At 68.0% G+C, this 20413-nt stretch carries 14 protein-coding genes; 3 read left to right on the top strand and 11 right to left on the bottom strand.

All coding sequences use genetic code 11. The features are described 5' to 3' along the window. Positions 1 to 5: 5 nt before the first annotated feature. The 11 genes from AC1RMY_RS18215 to AC1RMY_RS18165 all read right to left on the bottom strand — a co-directional run bounded on the left by AC1RMY_RS18215 (position 6) and on the right by AC1RMY_RS18165 (position 12613). On the bottom strand, positions 6 to 1961 hold the full coding sequence (locus AC1RMY_RS18215) for a bifunctional 2',3'-cyclic-nucleotide 2'-phosphodiesterase/3'-nucleotidase (RefSeq protein ID WP_492866881.1): 1956 nt from the start codon (positions 1959 to 1961) through the stop codon (positions 6 to 8). A 92-nt stretch (positions 1962 to 2053) separates the two neighbouring features. Then, on the bottom strand, positions 2054 to 3934 hold the full coding sequence (locus tag AC1RMY_RS18210; RefSeq protein WP_492866880.1) for a bifunctional sugar phosphate isomerase/epimerase/4-hydroxyphenylpyruvate dioxygenase family protein: 1881 nt from the start codon (positions 3932 to 3934) through the stop codon (positions 2054 to 2056). Continuing rightward, positions 3931 to 4989, bottom strand: a complete 1059-nt coding sequence (locus tag AC1RMY_RS18205; RefSeq protein ID WP_492866878.1) for a Gfo/Idh/MocA family protein — start codon at positions 4987 to 4989, stop codon at positions 3931 to 3933. The genes AC1RMY_RS18210 and AC1RMY_RS18205 overlap by 4 nt, the downstream gene beginning before the upstream one ends. 82 nt (positions 4990 to 5071) lie before the next feature. Then, positions 5072 to 5809: an ABC transporter ATP-binding protein gene (locus AC1RMY_RS18200; protein ID WP_492866877.1), complete on the bottom strand. Its 738-nt coding sequence runs from the start codon at positions 5807 to 5809 to the stop codon at positions 5072 to 5074. Positions 5810 to 5820: 11 nt separating this feature from the next. Beyond that, entirely contained in the window at positions 5821 to 6582 is a 762-nt protein-coding gene (locus tag AC1RMY_RS18195; protein WP_492866875.1) for an ABC transporter ATP-binding protein, read from the bottom strand. Beyond that, positions 6579 to 7616, bottom strand: coding sequence for a branched-chain amino acid ABC transporter permease (locus AC1RMY_RS18190; RefSeq protein WP_492866873.1), 1038 nt, complete (start codon positions 7614 to 7616; stop codon positions 6579 to 6581). Before AC1RMY_RS18190 ends, AC1RMY_RS18195 begins: the two co-directional genes overlap by 4 nt. Beyond that, a complete protein-coding gene (locus AC1RMY_RS18185) occupies positions 7613 to 8491 on the bottom strand; it encodes a branched-chain amino acid ABC transporter permease (RefSeq protein WP_492866871.1) in 879 nt (292 codons plus the stop codon). The genes AC1RMY_RS18190 and AC1RMY_RS18185 overlap by 4 nt, the downstream gene beginning before the upstream one ends. A gap of 222 nt (positions 8492 to 8713) precedes the next feature. Then, positions 8714 to 9850 carry an ABC transporter substrate-binding protein gene (locus AC1RMY_RS18180; RefSeq protein WP_492866869.1) on the bottom strand — a complete coding sequence of 379 codons (1137 nt, stop codon included), beginning with the start codon at positions 9848 to 9850 and terminating at the stop codon, positions 8714 to 8716. Positions 9851 to 9925: 75 nt separating this feature from the next. Then, on the bottom strand, positions 9926 to 10810 hold the full coding sequence (locus AC1RMY_RS18175; RefSeq protein ID WP_492866867.1) for a shikimate dehydrogenase: 885 nt from the start codon (positions 10808 to 10810) through the stop codon (positions 9926 to 9928). A gap of 103 nt (positions 10811 to 10913) precedes the next feature. Continuing rightward, a complete protein-coding gene (locus AC1RMY_RS18170) occupies positions 10914 to 11855 on the bottom strand; it encodes a LysR family transcriptional regulator (protein ID WP_492866865.1) in 942 nt (313 codons plus the stop codon). A gap of 260 nt (positions 11856 to 12115) precedes the next feature. Continuing rightward, positions 12116 to 12613 carry a DUF4142 domain-containing protein gene (locus AC1RMY_RS18165; protein ID WP_492866863.1) on the bottom strand — a complete coding sequence of 166 codons (498 nt, stop codon included), beginning with the start codon at positions 12611 to 12613 and terminating at the stop codon, positions 12116 to 12118. A gap of 214 nt (positions 12614 to 12827) precedes the next feature. On the opposite strand from AC1RMY_RS18165, the gene AC1RMY_RS18160 reads away from it, so the two are divergent. From AC1RMY_RS18160 to AC1RMY_RS18150, 3 genes are all read left to right on the top strand, one after another. Continuing rightward, positions 12828 to 13580 carry a fumarylacetoacetate hydrolase family protein gene (locus AC1RMY_RS18160; RefSeq protein ID WP_492866861.1) on the top strand — a complete coding sequence of 251 codons (753 nt, stop codon included), beginning with the start codon at positions 12828 to 12830 and terminating at the stop codon, positions 13578 to 13580. A 115-nt stretch (positions 13581 to 13695) separates the two neighbouring features. Next, complete coding sequence (locus tag AC1RMY_RS18155; RefSeq protein WP_492866859.1) at positions 13696 to 15708, top strand: autotransporter assembly complex protein TamA; 2013 nt, start codon at positions 13696 to 13698, stop codon at positions 15706 to 15708. After that, positions 15708 to 20039 carry a translocation/assembly module TamB domain-containing protein gene (locus AC1RMY_RS18150; RefSeq protein ID WP_492866857.1) on the top strand — a complete coding sequence of 1444 codons (4332 nt, stop codon included), beginning with the start codon at positions 15708 to 15710 and terminating at the stop codon, positions 20037 to 20039. The genes AC1RMY_RS18155 and AC1RMY_RS18150 overlap by 1 nt, the downstream gene beginning before the upstream one ends. Positions 20040 to 20413 lie beyond the last annotated feature (374 nt).

Below are 20413 nucleotides of genomic sequence, written 5' to 3'. Positions count from 1 at the left end.
CCTCCTCACCCCCGCAGCCGCCACTTGGCGAAGCCCTCTCCAGCATCGCCTGCCGGCTCGGCCTTGAGCCCTTCCGGCAGCTTCCCCGCAGCTGCGGGCGACGTCACGAAGGTTGCCTCCACGCCGGACGGCAAGGGCGCCAGCGACCAGTTTGCGTCGGCCTTCGGCTCGATCGTGCCCTTGGACAGGATGTAGCGCACGATCACGTCGCGGTTGAGGTCGGGCGCCTCCAGCACCACGGTCGTCCGGGTGCCTGGGAAATTGCCGCCGCCCGAGGCGCGGTAGTTGTTGGTCACGACGATGAACTCGGTCGTCTTGTCGATCGGCTTGCCGGCATAGGCGAGATCGACGATGCGGCGGGCTTCCGGTGCGGCCAGCTTGCCGTCGCCGTCATAGCGCGAGGGCTGCGTGACATCGATCCGGTAGGTCACGCCGTCGATCACGTCGAAATTGAAGGCGGGGAAGCCCGGATTGATCAGCGGCTGCTCGCCGGTCTTGGCGGGGTCGATCCGGTTGAAGATGCCGGCCGAGCGCTCCAGCCATTCCGCCACCTGCGCGCCGGTGATTTTCACGATCTGCACCGTGTTCGGATAGAGATAGATGTCGGCGACGTTCTTGATCGCGATCGGGCCGGCCGGAATGTCGGTGTAGAAGGCCGGCCCCGCGCGTCCGCCCGATTTGAACGGCGCGGCGGCCGAGAGCACCGGCAGGTCCTTCCACGCCGTCTGCGCCATCAGGCCCTTTGCGTAGGCGATCTGCGCCTCGGCGACGATCTGCACGGAAGGGTCGTCGGCGACCAGCGCGAAGAAGCTGTTGATCGGCGATGCCGTCTTGCCGACCGGCTCGCGCATATAGATCAGCGTCGCCTCGTGGTCGGTCTTGACGGTGGCGAGGACGGCGGGCTCCGCGGAAGCTTTCGGCACGATCTTGCGGTCCGGCGTGCGCTCGAAGATCGGCCGCGGCTCGACCTTGAAACCGGCGATGCGCCAGCGCTCGTCGCGCTTCTCGAGGTCGAGGTCGACGATGCCGAGATGCGAGCCCCAGAAGCCGGGCTGGCAGGCCGGCTTGCCATGCAGCGTGCCCTTGACGTTGTCGACGCCTGCTATGCCGTCGAAGGCCTTGGCCCCGGGAAAGACGAGATGCTGGTGGCCGGTCAGGATGACGTCGATACCGTCGAGGGCGGCGAGATGCAGCGCCGCGTTCTCCTCCATGCCCTTGCGTTCGCCGCCCGCGATGCCGGAATGGCAGAGCGCGATGACGATGTCGGGGACGGCCTTCAGCAATTCGGGCAGGTGCTTGTGGGCGGCATTGACGATGTCGCTGGCGACGAGCTTGCCCTCGAGATTGGCCTTGTCCCACTGCATGATCTGCGGCGGCACGAAGCCGATCACGCCGATCTTCAGAACCTGCTGCTGCCCCGCCTCGTCCTCGAAGCTCTGTTCGAACAGCCGCCAGGGATCGACCAGCGCTGCCCCTCCAACCCGCTCGATATTGGCGCAGACGAAGGGAAATTCGGCCTTGCCGAGCCCGTTGTCGAGGAAGTCGAGCCCGTAATTGAACTCGTGGTTGCCGAGCGTGCCGCAGAGATAGGGCAGTGCATTCATCGCGGCGATCATCGGATGGATCTCGCCGGGCTTGAGGCCCTTCTTGTAGGCGATGTAGTCGCCGAGCGACGACCCCTGCAGGAAGTCGCCATTGTCGAAGAGCAGGCTGTTCTTCGCCTCGGCCTGCGCCGACTTGATCAGGCTCGCGGTCTTGGCGAGGCCGACCGTGTCGTCGGCAGCGTCGCGGAAATAGTCGTAAGGCACGACATTGACGTGGAGATCGGTCGTCTCCAGCACGCGCAGCTTCAGCCGTGCCGGGCTCTGCGCACCAAGCGTGGAGGGCAGGGCGGCGCTGGCTGCGACCGCAGCTGCGCCCTTCAGCGTGTCACGACGGTTGAAGCGGGTTTCTCGTGCCATGACCTTTTCCTGCTCCTGCCGATCCTTCCGGAGGTTAGCATTGCGGCGCCGCCAAGGCACGGCGAAGTTGGCGCCAGTGGGCCGTCCCGCGCTTATAATTCCCGCAACGAGCGCGGCATCGTCACCGGGCGAGCCTCCCTGGCCTGCGCGGCGAGCCTGACCGGCGCGTTCACCGCCCCGAACCCCGCATAGCCGCCGCGCCGCTCGACGATCTCGAAGAAGAAGCGCTGCGCGAAGACATGGGTGTAGACCTGCAGGAATTCGGCGTCGCCGTCGCGGTCATAGAGGATGTGGTGCTCGCGCAGCCGGTCGATCAGGTCCGGATCGAGTCCGTGCCGCGCCTCCAGGTCCTCGTAATAGTTCTCGGGGATGTCGAGGAAGGAAAGCCCTGCCGCGCGCATCGCCGTCACCGCCGCGAAGATGTCGGGCGCATCGAAGGCGATGTGCTGCACGCCCGAGCCGAAATGCTCGGAGACGAAGCGCGAGGACAGGGTCCGCGTCGCCTGCGAGCCGTTCAGGATGAAGCGCAGCGAGCCGCTGGTGCTGACCAGCGGCCGGCTCTCGACCAGCCCGCCCGGATCGGCGATGGCGAGCTGCGGGATGCGGTCGAGCTGGAACAGCGCGGTGTAGAACAGCAGCCAGGACAGCATCTCCTCATAGTCCATCGACTGGGAGATGTGGTCGACGCTCTCGAGCGGCGCGGCGGCTGCCGGCACCTTCGCTCCCGTGACCGGCACGAAATCCTTGTCCCAGATATGGCCGAGTTCGCCTTCGGGCTGGGTGAAATAGATCAGCGAGCCTCCGACGCCCCGGATGGCGGGGATATGCAGTTCGCCAGGGCCGACCGGCTGCTCGAAGCTCTGGATACGCAGGCCGGTCGCGCGCGCCATCGCCTGCCCGACATTGTCGACCCGCAGGCAGATCGCGCAGACGCCGGGGCCGTGCATGATCGCATGCGATTGCGCGAAGCCGTCCTTTTCGGTGTTGAGCAGGAGGTTGATGCTGCCCTGGCTCCAGCGCGTGACGGATTTGCTGACATGCTGCCCGGTCTGGCGGAAGCCCAGCGCCGAAAACAGGCTAGCCAGTTCGGCCGCAGTGTCCTCGTCGAGCGCGAACTCGATGAACTCGACGCCCAGGATCTGCACGCGCGGCGGCAGGATCGGCGTGGTCTGGTCGGCGAGCGCGATCAGCGAGCGCATGCCGTCCGTCGCCAGCCGCCGGGCCGAGCCGGCGCGGAACTGGTCGTTGAAGATCTCGTGCGAGAGCGGCCCCTTGTAGCCGGTCTGCGCGATCGCCCGGACGAAATCGACGACGGCGAGGTCGCCCTGGCCCGGGAAGCAGCGGAAGTGCCGGCTCCAGCTCAGCACGTCCATGTCGAGCTTCGGCGCGTCGGCGAGCTGCACCAGGAAGATCCGGTCGCCGGGGATCGAGGCGATCGGCCCGAGCGGCGACTGGCGCGCCAACGTGTGGAAGGAATCGAGGATCAGCCCGATGCGCTCATGGTCGGCCCGGCGCACGATCTCCCAGGCGTCGCGATAGTCGTTGACGTGCCGGCCCCAGGCCAGCGCCTCGAAGCCGACGCGTACGCCGTAGCGGGCGGCGAGATCGCCGAGCTCGCGCAGATCGGCCGCCGCCCGGTCGATGCCGCCCAGCGCCTGCGGCGAGACGTTCGAACAGATCAGCATCAGCTCGGCGCCGAGCTCGTTCATGATCGCGAATTTGCGCTCGGCCCGGGCGAAGGTTCGTGCCCGCAGCGGCTCCGGCATGCCCTCGAAATCGCGGAAGGGCTGGAAGGCCGAGATCGTCATGCCGAGATCGGCGACCATCCGGCCGACCTCGCGCGGGCCGCCGTCGAAGGTCAGGAAATCATTCTCGAAGACCTCGACCGCGTCGAAGCCGGCTGCGGCGATCGCCTGCAGCTTCTCGGCGAGGTCGCCGCTGAGCGATACGGTGGCGATCGAGGTCGGGTTCATGCGGCTTTTGCTCCAACCTGACCGATCGTGACGGGGGCGCCGAGCCGGGCAGCTTCGCCGACGGCCTCGATCACGGCAAGGGTGCGCGTGGCGTCGGCGGCGTCGGTGATCGGGGCCTCCGTGCCGCGGATCACGGCGCAGAAATGCCGGATCTGCTCGGCCAGCGGTTCGAGGGGCGCGATGGCGAGGCTCGCGCGCAGCAGCGGCTCCCACCAGCCCTGCCGGCCCTCGTAATGCCAGCGCTCCAGCGACGGAATCGAGAGCGAACCCTCGCTTCCCGCGATCAGGTAGCAGAGCCCGTCGCGTTGGGGATATACCTTGTTCTCACCCGAGGTAAGCTCCCAGCTCCAGGGGCTTGGCGTTACATCGGAAATCGTCGCTGATCCGAGTGCGCCGTTGGCGAAGCGGAAGATCAGCGCCGCCGTATCCTCGACGGCGAAGCCGCGCGTCGCATTCGAGGTCATCGCCTGCACGTTCTCGATCTCGCCGCAGATGAAGCGCAGATTGTCGATGTCGTGGATGAGGTTGATCAAGACCGGCCCGCCGCCGGGCTCGCGCCGCCAGGCGACGTCGAAATAGTCGTCGGGCTTGCGGATCAGGAACAGCGCGTTGACCGCGACGAGCCGGCCGATGCCGCCCTCCTGCACCAGCTTGCGCGCGGCCTTGACGATCGGGTTGTGGCGGCGGTGATGGCCGCCGAGCACGGGAACGCCGGTCCGTGCCTGCACCGCGATCAGAAGCTCAGCCGCCGCGACGCTCTCCGCCAGCGGCTTTTCGATCAGGACCGGGACGCCGGCCTCCAGGCATTCGACGGCGCCCGGCACATGCAGGGCGTTCGGCGTCGCGATGATCGCGCCGTCCGGTTTCATCGCCGCCAGCATCTCGCCAATCGAGGAAAACCAGGGCGTGCCGCGCGAGGCGGCGAGCGCCTTGGCGGCGTCGGTCGGGTCGCAGATCGCGGCGCAGTCGCAGTCCGGCAAGTCGTCGAGGCGCTCCAGATGCGCACGGCCGATCAGGCCGGCGCCGACGAGGGCGATTCTGAGTGGGGCGGTCATCGTATCCTCGTCCTCAGCGACTGCGAATAAAGGCTCCCCGTCATGCTCGGCACGAGGCCGAGCATGACGGGGCAGGGGGGCATCATGCCGCCTCCGTCAGCGCGCCGCCGAGGAAGAGCTGCGCGACGCGCGGATCCGCCAGGATCTCGGTCGCCGGTCCCTGCATGCGGGTCTGGCCGAGTTCGAGCACGAGGCCTTCGTCGGAAATCTCCAGCGCCGAGCGGGCGTTTTGCTCGACCATCAGGATGGTGACGCCCTTGGCGCGCAACTCCATCAGGATGCCGAAGGTCTCCTGCACCAGCATCGGCGAGAGGCCGATCGAGGGCTCGTCAATCAGCACGAGCTTCGGGTCGAGCAGCAGGCCGCGCACGATCTCGAGCTGCTTCTGCTGTCCGCCGGACAGCGTCGAGGCCTGCACGTCGGCCTTGGCGCGCAGCGAGGGGAAGCGGTCGAGCGCCGCCTCGATGCGCTTGGGCATGTCGGTGATATCAGAGCCCGCCGCGACTGCGCCGAGCTCGATATTGTGGCGCACCGACAGCTCGGGGAAGATGTTGCGGCCCTGCGGCACGTAGCAGATGCCGGCCTCCAGCAGCTTGCGCTGGCTCCAATTGGTGATCTCGGTGCCGTCGAGCCGGATATGGCCCTCGCGCACCTTGAGCAGGCCGAAGATCGCCTTGAACACAGTCGATTTGCCGGCGCCGTTGGGGCCGATGACCGTGGTGATGGCGGCGCGCGGCACCTTGAACGTCGTGCCGTTCAGGATGGTCATGGCGCCATAGCCGCCGACCACGCCGTCGAGTTCGAGGATGGGGGTGCTCATGGCGCGGCTCCTCAATGCCCCAGATACGCTTCGATCACGGCCGGATTGGCCCTGACTTCGGCCGGCGTTCCTTCAGCCAGCACCTTGCCCTCGGCCAGCACGATGACGCGCGAGCACAGCGACATCACGAAATCCATGTTGTGCTCGATGACGACGAAGGTCGCGCCCTGTTCGGCATTGATGGCGCGTAAGCGCTCCTTGAGGTCGCCAAGCATGGTGAGATTCACGCCGCCGGCCGGTTCGTCGAGCAGCACGAGGCGGGGGCCCGCCATGAAGGCCATGGCGGCGTCGAGCAGCTTCTGCTGGCCATAGGAGAGCCCGCCCGCCTTGGCGTCCGCCAGATGTCCGAGCTTGAAGAAGCCGATCATCTGCTCGGCCTTCTCGGTCAGCCCGGCATCGCGCGCGCCGAACAGCCGCGACAGCATCGTCCCCTCATGCTCCTGCCCGGCGAGGATCAGGTTCTCCCGCACCGTCAGTTCCGGGAAGACCTGCAGGAGCTGGAAGGTGCGGCTGACGCCGAGCCGGTTGAGATCGGACGGGCGCATATTGGTGACGTCCTGGCCGTCGAGCTTCACCGTGCCCTCGGTCGGCTCCAACTGGCCGAGGATGCAGTTGAACAGGGTCGACTTGCCGCAGCCATTGGGGCCGATGATGCCGAGGATCTCGCCCTCGTTCACCGAGAACGACACGCCGTTGACCGCCTTGATGCCGCCGAAGGCCTTGTGGAGATTGCTGACTTCCAGAACCTTGCTGCTTGTAGAGACCTGGTTCATCGGGCGTCTCCCCGCTTGCCGGTGATTTTGGCCCAGGCCCGTTCCATCAGGCCGCTGACGCCCTGCGGGCAGGCGATCAGCAGCAGCATGACGATCGCCGCGAAGATGATCAGGTAGAGCGAGCCGGCAAAGCGCAGCCATTCCGGCAGCACGACGCCGAGCAGCGCACCGACGAAGGGGCCGAGCAGGTAGCCGGCCCCGCCCGCCACCACCATCAGCAGCAGGAAGAAGCTCTGCGAGAGCGAGAAGGGGGAAGGGTCGATGAACTCGACCAGCGGCGCATAGAGCGCGCCCGCGAAGCCCGCATAGGCGGAGCCGATCGCAAAGGCGAGCAGCGTATAGGTGCGGGTGTCGATGCCGAGGCTCGCGGCCCGGATCGGGTTCTCGCGCAGCGCCGTGAAGGCGCGGCCCCAGGGGCTGCGGATCAGCCACCACAGCGCGACCGCCAGGATGAAGGTCACTGCGACGACGAAGCGGTGGAACTCCAGCGCCCCGAACAGCTTGATGCCGAAAAAGTCCGGCCGGTTGATGTTCGAGATGCCGAACACGCCGCCGGTCAGCCATTGCTCGTTACGCAGGATCAGCCAGATCAGCGTCGAGAAGGCGAGCGTCACGAAGGCGAGGTAATGCGCCTTGACGCGCAGCGCCGGGAAGCCGAGCAGGATGCCGACCGCGAATGTCAGCAGTCCCGACAGCGCGAAGGCGGCATACCAGGAGACGCCGGCCTTGGTCGTCAGCAGCGCGGTCGTGTAGGCGCCGAGCCCCATGAAGGCGGCCTGCGCCAGCGACTTCAGCCCGGCATAGCCCAGCGTCAGGTTCAGCCCCATCACGGCGATGCTCATGACGAGCCAGAGCGACAGCACATAGGTGCCGTAGCGGCCCATCCCGACCGGGGCGAACCAGAGGATCGCGGCGCCGATCACCAGGGTGAGGAAGGTGCCGTCGATCGTGCCGCCGAGGCCCGGCAGCCGGGCGAGGCGAGGGGAGGCGGTCACGGGGTCGTGCGTAGCGGGCCGGGTTGCGGGGGCACTCATACGCGGCGCTCCTCTTTGCGGCCCATCAGCCCTTCGGGCTTGAGCAGGATGATGACGACGAGCAGCACCAGCGGCACCGCCAGCCGGTAGGAGCTCGAGACGTAAGCCGCGGCCATTGAGTCGACGATGCCGACGACGAGCCCGCCCACGAGCGCGCCGCGCACCTGGTTGAAGCCGCCGACGATCGCCGCGATGAAGGCGAAGAGGCCGATGACCTCGCCATTGGAGAACTTCGCCAGATAGATCGGCGAGATCAGCACCGAGGCAACGACCGCCAGCGCGGCGTTGATGACGAAGGTCAGCAGCACCATCCGCTCGACCGGTATGCCGAGGATGCGGGCCACCGTCGGGTTCTGCGCCGTCGCCTGCATCTGCCGGCCGAGGCGGGTGCCGCCGACGAACCATTGCAGCAGCCCGATGACCGCAAATGCGCAGGCGATGATCGCCAGATGCTGCAACGAGATCGCCGCACCGAAGACCTCGATCGTCTGCGTCGGCACGAAGGAGGGGAAGTTCTGCGCCTCGGCCGAGAAGCCGTCCTTGGCGCCCTCCTTCATGATGATCGACAGCGCCATGGTGGCGATGGCGAGCGGCAGCACGCCATGCTTGATCATCGGATCGACCACGGCGAGTTTGAAGCCGACGCCGAAGATCAGGATGAATGCGGCGATGCCGATCAGCGCGCCGAGCCAGACCGGAGCGCCGAAGAGCTTGATCGCGAGCAGGACCAGCACGGCCGGCAGCATCACGAACTCGCCCTGGGCGAAGTTGATCGTCTGCGAGGTCTGCCAGACCAGGGTGAAGCCTATCGCGGCGAGCGCATAGATCGCGCCCGTTGCGATGCCGGCGATGAGATAGGCGATGAATTCGGCCATGGCTTGGTGCCTTGTTCGGTTGGCGCGATTGGCTCGACCTAGCCCCTCCCCCTCGTGGGGAGGGGTTGGGGTGGGGGGCGAACGACCGGGTGAGGGATTGATCGGGCAGGCTCGCTGGTATCAGCGCCCCGTCTCGTCGATTTCTGGAGGGCTTGGACTTTCCGCCCCCCACCCCTTCCCCTCCCCACAAGGGGGAGGGGTTTATGTCGCGGTTCGTGCGCTCTACGGCTTGATCTTCGGCAGGGTGGCGTTGATCACCTGCTTGCCGTTGATCACCTCGGCGAGGAAGCTCTCGCGGTCGAGGTCGCCGTTCTGCTCGATCGTGGTCTCGATCAGGATGCCCGGCTCGTCGGACGGCTTGATCGTCGCGCCGCGCAGCGTGTCGGCGACGCCCTTCTTGTCGAACTTCTTCTGCTTCTCGGTCGCCCACTTGACCATGTAGACGGCCATGTAGCCCTTCAGGCCGTTATGATCCGAGGCGTAGTTGTACTTCGCCTGGAACTTCTTGCCGAACTCCTGGAAGGCCGGGATCGGCGCGTCGATCGACAGGCCGACATGGCCGCGCACGCCATTGGCGGCATCGCCTGCGAGGTCGATCACCTTGGCGCCGAGCAGGGTGGTCTCGCCGACCATCGGCTTGGTGATGCCCTGCTGCTTGGCGGCGCGCAGGAAGCGGGCGCTCTCCTCCTCGTTCAGATAGACGAAGACGGCGTCGGCGTTGGAGTTCTTGATCTTGATCGCGTCGGCCGCGAAATCGGCCTGGCCCTGCTCGGTCGCGACGTCGGCCGCGACCTTGATGCCGGCCTTCTCCAGCTCGGGGATGATCGCGTCGCGCCCGCCCTTGCCGAAGTCGTTGTTGACCCAGACGACCGCGACCGAACCGGCCTTGACCGTGTCCTTCAGGTATTTCGCGATCTTGGGCATCGCTGCCGCCTGGCTGAGCGAGGTGCGGAACAGGAACGGGTTGCCCTGCTTGGTCAGGCCGGCGGCCTCGCCGCCGACAATCTGGGCGATCTCGGCGCGCTGCGCGATCTGCATCGAGGCGCCGATCGGGCCGGAAAAGACCGGGCCGAGCACGGCGTAGGTGCCCTCGTCGATGGCGCGCTGCACGGCGGCGCGGGTGTTGCCCGGATTGGTCTGCGTGTCGTAGTGGACGATCTCGATTGGCTTGCCGAGGATGCCGCCCTTGGCGTTGATGTCGGCGACGGCGAGGTCGATGCCGTTCTTCCAGTTGGTGCCGGCGGTGGCGCCCGCACCCGACAATTCGACGACGTCGACGAGCTTGACCTTCTCCTGCGCAGAGGCCGGCAGGCCAAGCGCGGTCGCCAGCGCGGCGCCGATGATCCATTGGGTCTTCATGGGTTGTCTCCTCCAGAGGTTTGGCTTGGTTTCTTCTTCGCCCGGCTGCTGCGGGACGTTGTCGATCGGGATGATCTAGGCTGCGTGGTGGCTCGCCTCCTGCGCGGCCAGGGATTGGTCGAAGGCCTCAGTGATGGCCCCATTTTGGGGCTGCACCCCGGTGAACAGCGCAAAGGCGTCGACGGCCTGGTTGATGCTGAGTTCGCGACCCGTCATCACCGTGGCGCCCGCCTTCTGCGCGGCTTTCAGCAGCGGTGTCCAGAGCGGATGATAGACCGCGTCCGCGACCCACTGAGATTTTTGGATGAGCCCGGCCGGGACGGGGCTGTCGCGGTTGGGCAGCATCCCGATCGGCGTGCCGTTGACGATGCCGGCCGCGCCCGAAACCGCCTCGGCGACGCCGGCGCAGACCTCGACCCGCGCGCGCTCGCCGATCTGACTCGCCAGCGCCTGCGCCTTGGCGCGGTCGCTGTCGAACAGCCGCAGATGGCTGACGCCACAGCCCACGAGCGCAAAGCCGATTGCCTTGCCGACGCCGCCCGTGCCGATGATCGCGACGGGCGCGTCGCCATCATCGCGGCCGAGCGCGCGATAGGCGGTGGCGAAGCCGGTCGCGTCGGTGTTGTAGCCGGTGAGCTTGCCGTCCCGCGCGACCACCGTATTGACCGCGCCCATGGCGGTGGCCTCAGGCGAGAGCGCGTCGAGCAGCGGAACCACTGCCTCCTTGTAGGGATAGGTCACGTTGACGCCGGAAAAGCCCATGCGGCGCACACCGTCGAGGATCGCCGCGAGATCGCCACGCCCGGCGCCCGCCACCTCGATCAGGTGGTAATGAAGTTCGAAGCCGGCCTGCCGTGCCGCCGCCTCGTGCATCGACGGCGCGGCCGAATGCGCGATCGGCGAGCCGATCAGCCCGAGCAGCACGCGCTTCGTCCGGTTGGCGATGGGAAAACTCGGCATTATCTCGTCCCTGTGCGGCTCGCCTGTCGTCTCAGCAGGCGTTACCTGTCGTCAGATAAGCCGATCGAGCGTGATAACGCGATAACCAATTTGATCGGATTACCTAACCTGATGTTATCTTGCCAGCGGCTTTCCCTGATGCCGCCTCGCGCGGCCTGACAACTGCGTCCATCTCCTGCCGCAGCAGCGCAACGAAGGTCTCGGCGTAGAGGGAAGGGGCCTTGTCGTTCTTGATCGCGACATAAGTCTGGAACTGCGTCGGCTCCGCGATCGGGATCGTGGTGATGCCCTGCATCGAGCCATGCGCGACCGTGAACTGGTCGATCACGGCGATGCCGAGCCCGGCGCGCACCAGCGAGCAGACCGTCGTTCCGAACCGCGCCTTGATGACGATGTCGTAGTTCAGCCCCTGGCGGCTGAAGATCTCGGCCATGATCCGGCCATAGGGGTCGTTGGGGTCGATGCCGATCAGCGGGTGGCGCACGATCTCGGCGGCCGAGATCACCTCGCGGCCCGCCAGCTCATGGCCGTCGGGGACGATGCAGAGCAGTTCGCCCCGGCTCAGCGGCTCAAAGTCGATGCCGGGATGGTCGAGCTTGTAGCTCATTGCCGCGATCTCGCCCTTGCCGAGCAGGAGATAGTCGAGCGCCTCCTCGATCTTGAGGATGTTGATGTCGATGCGCAGATCCGGATGCTTGCGCTTCAGCTTCTCGATCGCGCGCGGCACCATGACGTGGCAGATGCTCGGCACCGAGCCGATGCGCAGCTCGATCTCGCCGCCGCGCTCGATCCGCGCCAGCGTGTAATGCAGGTCGTCGACCTTCTTGTAGACCCCGTTGATCTGCTCGAAGATGTCGTTGGCTTCCGGCGTCGGCACATAACGGCCATGGCGGCGCTCGAACAGCTTCAGCCGCAGCGTCCGCTCGGTGTGCTTCATCAGCCGGCTGATGCCGGGCGACGACACGCCGAGCAGCTTCGCCGCGCCGCTGATCGTGCCGGCGATCATGATGGCGCGGATCACCTCGATCTGCCGCAAGGTGAGCATCGGCCGCGTTTCCCCGTTTTGACGCCAACGGAGGCAAGCGGCGGGCGGCTGTCAAGCCGGAGAGGCTCGCTTGGTGATCCATGTTACGTCATTAAATGCGGGTCATCCCGGGCGACCGGAGGGAGGCCCGGGATCCATGCCGGAACCTCTCCTGCAAACGCTCCGGCATGGATCCCGGATCTCCGCTGCGCTGCGTCCGGGATGACCCGCTTGTGAGCGGTGCAACTTAACGATGAGGGTTCAAGGACAAAAAACGGACCTCAGTCTGGGGTCGGCAGTGCCTTCGCCCTGCGCTCGAGTTCCTGCAATGTCGGCAGGGTCTTCTCGGCGAAGGCCTTCAACTCGGGGTCGGAGCCGCTCTGCGCATAGGCCGAGATGAGCGCGACGGTCTCCTGCTGCGCCGCGCGCTGGGCCGCGACATAGGCCTTGTCGAAATCCGCTCCCTGTTTGGCCGACAGGTCGCGCAGCGTGTCGAGATGGCGGGCGTCCGGGCGCTCCGGCAAAGCGATGTCGGAGCGTCGCGCCACGATCTGCCTGAGGCTGCTGCCCGTCCTGCCGTGCTCGTCGGCGAGGCGATGGGCGAAGCTCTTGATCTCCGGCGAACCCGTCTTGTGCAGCGCCAGCGTCGCCGATTGCGCCCCGAACATGTTCGCGACGGCGGCCTGCGTCGCGAAATCCTGCGGTTGCAGCGCCCCTTGGGCGAGCGCGGCCGAAGCGCTCAGCATGGCCGCCGTGACGATCGGTACAAGCAGTCTCATCGCGGAGCGATGCCTTTCCTGATTGTTGCCGGGCATCTTGCAGGAACCCGGCAGGGCAGGCGGGGTTCCCGGTGGAAACCGGTGCCGCCCCCGTCGCGCGCCCGTCCCGCGACTTGTCCGGCCCCCGTCCCTGCGTTTAGCAGGGTGGCGTAGCGCAGGCGCCTCGTGCAGGGTGCGGGCCGACGATCTGGATAAAAGACAGGGACGAGACGCAATGCCTTCCACGAACGAGACCCTGCGCGATGCGCTGGTCGCCGCCCGCCGCAACAAGGCCCTGATCGAGATGAGCGAGCAGCCGGTGCCCGCCTCCTTCCTCGAAGGGCTCGCCGTGCAGGCGCAGATCGCGAAGCGCCTCGGCCATGATGAGGCCGGCTGGAAGGTCGCGATCGCCGAGGGCGGCCTGCCCGTCGCCGGCCTGATGCCGGGGCCGTATCTGGCGCCAGGCGACGTTTATGACGGCGCGATCGGCGCCGAGCTGCGTGTCGAGATCGAGATCGCTGTGAGGCTTGCCAAGGACGTGCCGATGCGCCCCGGCCAGCCCTATTCGCGCGCCGAGTTGCTCGGCCATTGCGACAAGGCCTATCTCGGCATCGAGATCGTCGAGAGCCGCCTCGCCAACTGGCAGGGCGTGCCCTTCGCGCTCTGGCTGGCCGACGCGCTCGGCCATGGCGGCTACTTCCTCGGCCCGGAGCTCGACATCAAGGTGTTGGACGACCTGACCGGCCTCGGCTGCTTCATCTCGCTCAACGGCGTCACGATCTACGACCAGCCGGCGGTGCATGGCAACGGCGATCCGATGGCGCCCTTCCTCGCTTGGGCGAACCGCAAGGACGAGCTGATGGGCGGGCTGCGCGCCGGCCAGATCGTCACCACGGGCAGCCTCTGCGGCGGCGTGCTCTCGCCGGGCAAGGGCGAGATCGTGACGAAGCTCAGCCCGCTCGGAACAGTATCGCTGACCCTGCGCTAGGAGTTTCGACGGGGCCTTGTCGATGATCGCAAGATCATCGACATTGTTTCCGACCATGCTCTGAACACAGTTTGACCTTAATCGTCGCGTGCCGGTGGCGTTGTCTGGAGGCTGGATGCGGTTGTGGCGTAGGGCGGCCCACGCTGTTGTCGGGGGAGGCGGTTGCGCTTTCGCCGCGCTGCTCGGTGTCCAGTCCGCGCCGGCCTCGGCCTTCGATCTGTCCTCGCTCGACATCTTCGGATTGTTCACGAAAAAGGACGAGCCCCCCGCCGTCAGCGCGGCGACCTTGCCTTATCGCCTCGACTTCGATCTCGGCGGCGTCGACAACGCCAAGGCCCTGACGCGCACCCTTCAGGACGCCTCACTGCTCTATCGCCTGCGCCAGGACGCCCCGCCCGACGGCGAGACCCTGGCGCGCCGCATGGCCGCCGATCTCAACCCGCTGGTCGATGCGCTCTGGTCGCAGGGCTACTTCAACGCCGAGGTCGCGCTCGTCGTCGACGGCGTGAGCCTGAAGGTCGGCGCCGAGCCGGATGCAAGGCTTATCCGCGCACTCGAATCCCACCGCAACCGCGATGCCGTGCCGATCACAATACGCATCGCTCCGGGGCCGGTCTTCGCCCTGCGCGAAATCGCCGTCAGCGAGCGCGGTCTTGCCGGCCCGCCCGCCATCGTGAACCCCGAGAAGGTCACGCGGTTGAAGCCCGGCGACCCGGCGACCTCTTCGGCATTGCGCGCGGCCCAGGCGGCGCTGGTCGACAATCTGCGCGCCCAATCCCGTCCGCTCGCCAAGGTGGTCGAGCTTCGCCCGGTCGTCGATCACGCCACGGGCATCATGGACGTGACCTATGTTGTCGAGCCCGGCCCGGTCGCCGGCTTCGGCGATGTCACGATCGGCCAGACCGACGAGATCCCGCCGGCCGTCGTGCGTTCCTTCATCTATCTGGAGCCAGGCGATCCCTATTCGCCCAAGCGCCTGGCCGATACGCGCCGGTCGATCGCCAGCATCCCGGCGGTCGGCTCGGTCCGCATCCGTGAGGGCGACAGGCTGGACGCCGCCGGCAACCTGCCGATCTTCGTCGAGGTCACCGAGCGGCCCAAGCGCCTGCTCGGCTTCTCGGCGCGCTACTCGACCATCGACGGCCCGGCGGTGAAGACCTATTGGGAGCATCGCAACCTGTTCGGCGGCGCCGAGCGTCTGCGCCTCGAAGGCGATATCTTCCTCGCCCCGCGCATCGACGGCACCAAGATCAAGAGCTTCGACGATTTCGAGCGCTCCGATCTCGGCGGCCGCTTCTCGTTCAGCTTCCTGAAACCGGCGCTCGGCGGCAGCCGCTACGACTGGCTGCTCGACGGCGTCGCGACCCGCCAGCGGGTCGGCACCAACCGCTATGGCGGCTACACGGCGCGCTACGCCAATGTCACCACCGCGATCCAGCGCCGCTTCAGCGACACCTTCTCAATTTCAGCCGGGCTGGAGGTCGAGCGCGGCCAGACCAGCGACGTGCTCGGAGAGATCGACTACACGCTCATCGGCATCCCGCTTTCGCTGAAATACGATTCGACCGACAGCCTGCTCGATCCGACCCGCGGCTTCCGCGCCACGGCCTCAGTCGCGCCCTATCCGACTTTCCTTGGCTCGACCGTCGGCATCGTCCAGGCCAAGGGAGCGTTCTCTGCCTATTACGCGCTCGACGAGGACGCCCGCTATGTGCTGGCCGGGCGCATCGGTCTCGGCTCGATCTCAGGCGCAAGCCTTGACGAGATCCCGGCGACGCGGCGCTTCTATGCCGGCGGCGGTGGTTCGGTTCGCGGCTACGCCTATCGTACGCTCTCCCCGCTCGGCCCGTACAACCAGCTCATAGGCGGCCGCAGCCTGTTCGAGGGCTCGCTCGAGGCGCGCATCAAGCTCACCGACACGATCGGCATCGTGCCGTTCTTCGACGCCGGCACCGCCTTCGAGGGCAGCCTTCCCGACTTCAAGCAGCGGCTCCAGATGGCCGCCGGCCTCGGCCTGCGCTACTACACCGCGATCGGGCCGATCCGCGTCGATGTCGCGGCCCCGCTCAACCCGCGCAAGGGCGACAAGCCGGTCGCACTCTATGTCAGCATCGGGCAGGCCTTCTGATGCGCCGCGCTCTCGCCCATCTCCGACCGAACCTCAGGCGCCTCGCGCTGTTCGGCACCTTGCTGCTTGGCGGCTTGCTGGCTTCGGCCCATTTCGGCGGCTTCGCCCAGAACGCCCAGACCGATCGCGGCATCGTCGCCGACCTGATCTCCAAGGCGCTGTCGAGCGACACCAGCCAGGTCTCGATCGGGCAGGTCAACGGCGCGCTGTCGTCGGATGTCGAGATCCGCGACATCGTGCTGGCCGACCGCGACGGCCCCTGGCTGCGCCTCGACCGGGCGCGGTTGATCTGGACACGCAGCGCGCTCCTGCTGCGCCGCCTCGACATCGACAGGCTCGAGATCGGCAGACTGGAAGTCCTGCGCAAGCAGGCGCCCCAGCCGGCCGGCGCCGCCCCACCGAGCGATGCACCGATCCTGCCGGAACTGCCGCTGAAGGTGATCGTGCGCGCCTTCCAGCTCAACGAGCTCGTGCTCGGCCAGCCGGTCGTCGGGGTCGCGGCGAGGCTCGGGGCCACCGGCTCGGCGACGCTCGGCCCGCCGAACGAAGGCCTCGATCTCAGGCTGGAGGCGCGCCGGCTCGATGCCCCCGGCCAGTTCAATGTCAATCTCGCCTTCGTGCCGCAGACCACGCGGCTGCAACTCGCCGCCAAGCTCGACGAGCCCGCCGGCGGGCTGATCTCGAAGGTCGCGGGCCTGCCCGGCGAGCCGCCGGTGCAGCTTGATCTCAACGGCGATGGCCCGCTCGATTCCTTCCGCTCGACGCTGACCTTCACCGCCGGCCCGACCATCGGCGCGCAAGGCCAGGCCACGCTGTCTCGCGCCGGCGTCGAGCGGCAGCTCGCGCTCGCGCTGGATGCCCGCATCGAAGGTTTGATGCCGGCGCCCGTCGCACCGGTCTTCGCCGGTTCGACGCGGCTCGACGGCTCGGTCGGCTTCGCCGATGCCGGCGCCATCGACATCCGCAATCTCGCGCTGGTCTCCGCGCTCGCGCGGCTCGACGTGCTCGGCCGCTACAACGCCGACAAGACGCTGGACCTGCGCGTCACCGCTGCCGCTCGTCCCAATACGGAGGGCAAGACTGTCGCCTCGGGCGCCGAGATCGGCAAGCTTGCCTTCGACGCCACGATCAAGGGGCCGGTCGCGGGGCCGACCGTCGTCGCCACCCTCGATGCGCAGGACACGAAGCTGCCGGCGGGCGGCTTCTCACGCCTCGGCATGACCTTCAACGCGACCCCGACCGGAACCATCGGCGAGCCCGGCACCCGAATCACGCTGACCGCCGACGGCGAGGCCGCGGGGATCGTGCTCGCCGACCGCGCGCTCGCCCGGGCCGTCGGCGAGCGCGTCGGCTTCACCCTCCGAGGCGTCGCCCAGGATGACGGCACCGCCGATTTCGAGACGCTGCGCCTCGCCATGTCCGGCGTCGAGCTCGACTATAAGGGGAAGGCCGGCAAGGCGCGCGTGCTCGGCCGCCTCCAGGCCGTACTGCCCGATCTCGCGCGATTGAGCGGCCTGGCCAGGCGCCCGCTCGGGGGCCGCGCCGAGCTCGCCGCCGAAATCGACGCCACGCCGCGCCTGAACGACTATGGCGCCACGCTGAGCGGTAAGGGCGACAGGCTCGCTACCGGCGACGCCGTGCTGGATCGGCTCCTTGCGGGTAACCTAACCCTTGCCGGACAGGTGCGTTTGCTGGCCGGCGACCTGACGGTGGCGGGCTTGCGCGTCGCGGGCCAGCACGCCGCCTTCACCGCCGATGGCGGCATCGGCGCCGGCGCGTCCGATCTGAAGCTCGCTCTCGCCTTGCCCGACCTGAAGCGCGCCGATCCGCGCCTGTCGGGCCGGGGCGACGTCACCGCGCAGATCACCGGCCCGCGCGACAGGCTCGACGCCAGCGCCCGGATCGCGGTCGCCAACGCCACGGCGCTGGCCCGGCCGATCCCGCGCCTCGCCATCGATGCGGTCGTTCGCGATCTCCAGGGCGCGCTCGATTCCCGCCTCACGCTGAACGGCGAGATCGATGCGAAGCCCGCAACGGGAACGATCGCGCTGGCGCGCCTGCCCGGCGACGGCTGGAATCTCTCGACGCTCGACCTGACCATCGGCTCTGTCCGTCTGAACGGCGCGCTGACGCTCGATCCGGCCAGCCGCGCCGCCGGACGCCTGACGCTGGCCGCGCGCAATCTCGACGATCTCTCGCCGCTTGCCCTGACCAAGATCGGCGGCCAGCTCGATGCTGATATCGCGCTGGCCGTGGTCGAAGGCCGGCAGAATCTCGAGCTCAAGGCGAGGGGGGCGAAGCTCGCCGGTCCTTCCATCGCCATCGACAAGCTCGACGCGACGGCGGCCGCCTCCGACATCTACGGGCGCCCGATGCTCGACGCCGCGATCGTCATCGACCGCGCTGTGGTCGCGGGCGAGACCTTCAGCGCGATCCGCTTCGACTCGAAAGGCGCGCCGGATGCCAGCGCCTTCACGCTCAGCGCCGCGGCGCGCGGCTTTGCCCTGAACGGCGCCGGCAAGCTCGTTCCGGGCGAACCGCTCAAGCTCGAGCTCGCCTCCTTCGACGCCCGCCGCGACGGCCGACGCATCGCGCTCGCCAATCCCGCGACCTTCGGCTTTCCGGCCGGCGGCGTCGAGATCGCGGGGCTGGCGCTGGCGATCGAGAACGGCCGCCTGACATTGGACGGCAAGGTCGGCGAGGCGCTCGACCTGAACCTGGTCGCAAAGGAGATTCCGCTCTCGGCCGCGCGCATCCTCGTTCCGAAGCTCGACCTTGCCGGTACGCTGAACGCCGAGGCTCGCATCCGCGGCACAGCCGGCACGCCGACCGGGCCGTGGACCCTCCAGGTCGCCCGCCTCGTGACGCCCGAAACCCGGCAGGCAGGCCTGCCGCCGGTCGAGATCGCCGCCAAGGGCGCACTGCAGGGGGACCAGACCAGTGTCGACGCGACCGTGAATGCCGGTCGCGGCGCCAGCCTGACGATTCGGGGCCGGGCCCCGCTCAACGCCATCGGCGCGCTCGACCTCGTGGCGCAGGGCCGGGTCGATGCCGTCCTGGCCAACGCGATGCTCGCAGCCCAGGGCCGCAGGCTGACCGGGACGGTCGCGCTCGACATGCGCGCGGCCGGAACGGCGGCCGCCCCGCGCCTCAGCGGCTCGGCCACGCTCGCCAATGGCAGCTTCACCGACGCGCTGCAGGGCGTGCGCCTGACCAATATCGAGGCGAGGCTGGCCGCCAATGGCGACAACCTCTCGATCGAGCGCGCGAGCGCGCAGACGCCCAATGGCGGCACGCTCTCGGCGAGCGGCCGGCTCCAGCTCGATCCCGCCGCCGGCTTCCCCGGCCAGGTCCGTATCCAGGGCAACCGCGCCCAGCTGGTCTCCAGCGGCATCGTCACGGCGGTCGCCAATCTCGGCCTCGATTTATCGGGGCCGCTGGCGCAGCGACCCCGGATCGGCGGGCGCGTCGACGTGCTCTCGCTCGACGTCGCGGTGCCGGACCGTCTGCCGGCCTCGCTGCGCCCGGTGGACGGAATCAGGCATATCAGGCCGACCGGCACCGCCGCCGCCCGTCTCGCGGAGCAGCGGCGGGCTCAGTCACGGGCAACGCGTGGCCGCCCGGGCCCGGCCTTCGACGCCGCGCTCGCCCTGACGATCTCCGCGCCGAGTCGCGTCTTCATCCGGGGCCGCGGCATCGATGCCGAACTCGGCGGCCAGATCCGGGTCGGTGGCACCCTGGCTGCGCCGGCGCTCGATGGCGGCTTCGAACTGCGGCGCGGACGCCTCAGCGTACTGAGCCAGCGTCTCGACTTCAGCCGTGGGCGCCTGACCTTCTCTGGCGGCACGATGCCGGAGCTCGACTTCGTCGCGGAAACCCGCGCCTCCGACGTCACCGCCCGCGTCATCGTCAGCGGCCCGGCCGACCAGCCCGTCTTCGCCTTCACCTCGACGCCGGAGCTGCCGCAGGACGAGGTGCTGTCGCGCCTGCTCTTTGCGCGCGCATCCGGTTCGCTCTCGCCGTTCCAGGCGCTGCAGCTCGCGCAGACGGCGGCGCAGTTCGCCGGCGGGGGCGGCGATGATTCCTTCGAGCGCCTGCGCAAATCACTCGGCGTCGACAACCTCGACATCCAGGTCGGCGCGGGCGGGCCGACGGTCGGCGTCTCCCGCTACATCGGCGACAACGTCTCCGTGGGCATCAAGGCGGGCGCCAAGCCGGAAGACAGCGGCGTCTCGGTCGGGATCGACGTGACCCGCCGCATCAAGGTCCAGGCCGAGACGGGAGCCGACGGTAGCGCCTCGGTCGGTGTCGGGGCCGAGTGGGAATACTGAGTCGCCGCCTGCTGGCGGAGAATCGGTGGGGCAGCCTGTGGATGACGCTCCAATGATTCTGCTCTGGAACGCCTCAAAACAGCCCCTTCCGGAACGGCAGGGTAAACGGTGTGTAAATTTCGGCGGTCAAAGCGTGACCTGCCTGCAACACCGGGGTCCAAAGCACCCCCTGGAGCCTCTCGGCGGCGTGATCGTGGTTGATCGGCCCTGCGGCATTCGTATGGTTGTCCTGCGTCGGGACGTTCCCGGTCGCTGTTTTTCGTCTTCGCCTCTGAATGGTTCAGGGACGTGGGCGAAAGGCCGGGACGAAGCAGGTTCGGTGATTGGGTCTCCTGGGGCTGGTCACCAAGGAATGTGCAGAAGCCCGAGGGTCT

Source organism: Allobosea sp. GW822-FHT03F07, assembly GCF_058801345.1.
The sequence above is the reverse complement of the archived record's forward strand: the minus strand, read 5'-3'. Positions and strand labels throughout refer to the sequence as shown.